The organism is Polaribacter sargassicola (assembly GCF_021991835.1).
Taxonomy (GTDB): Bacteria; Bacteroidota; Bacteroidia; order Flavobacteriales; family Flavobacteriaceae; genus Polaribacter; species Polaribacter sargassicola.
In genome coordinates, this window is the sequence record NZ_JAHDAU010000208.1 from 1 (window position 1) to 286 (window position 286).

1 protein-coding gene is annotated in these 286 nt (G+C 72.7%); it reads right to left on the bottom strand.

Annotated elements, in window-relative coordinates:
* Positions 1-286, bottom strand: a 286-nt coding sequence (locus KI686_RS16515) for a hypothetical protein (RefSeq protein WP_237590404.1), incomplete at both ends; no start/stop codon positions are given.

Sequence of the window (286 nt, forward strand, 5' to 3'; positions counted from 1 at the left end):
TCGGCGACGGGGATGTCGAGCGTCTCGGCATCCGCCTTCTTGGCACGGCTGCGACGCGCCGCCTTCGGCTTCTCCTCCGCGGCGGGAGCCGCCTCGGATGCCGGTGCAGCCGGCACCTCGGTCACTGCGGCCGGCGCCTCAGCCGCAGCAGCGGCGGATGCTGTGGTGGCGCGGCGTGGCGCGCGCTTGCGCACCGGAGCGGCCTCGGAAGCCGGCGCCTCAGCGGTCGGCTGGTCGTTCTGGGTCTCGGAGAAGGTCTCCACGAGTACTCCCTCATATGTCGTGG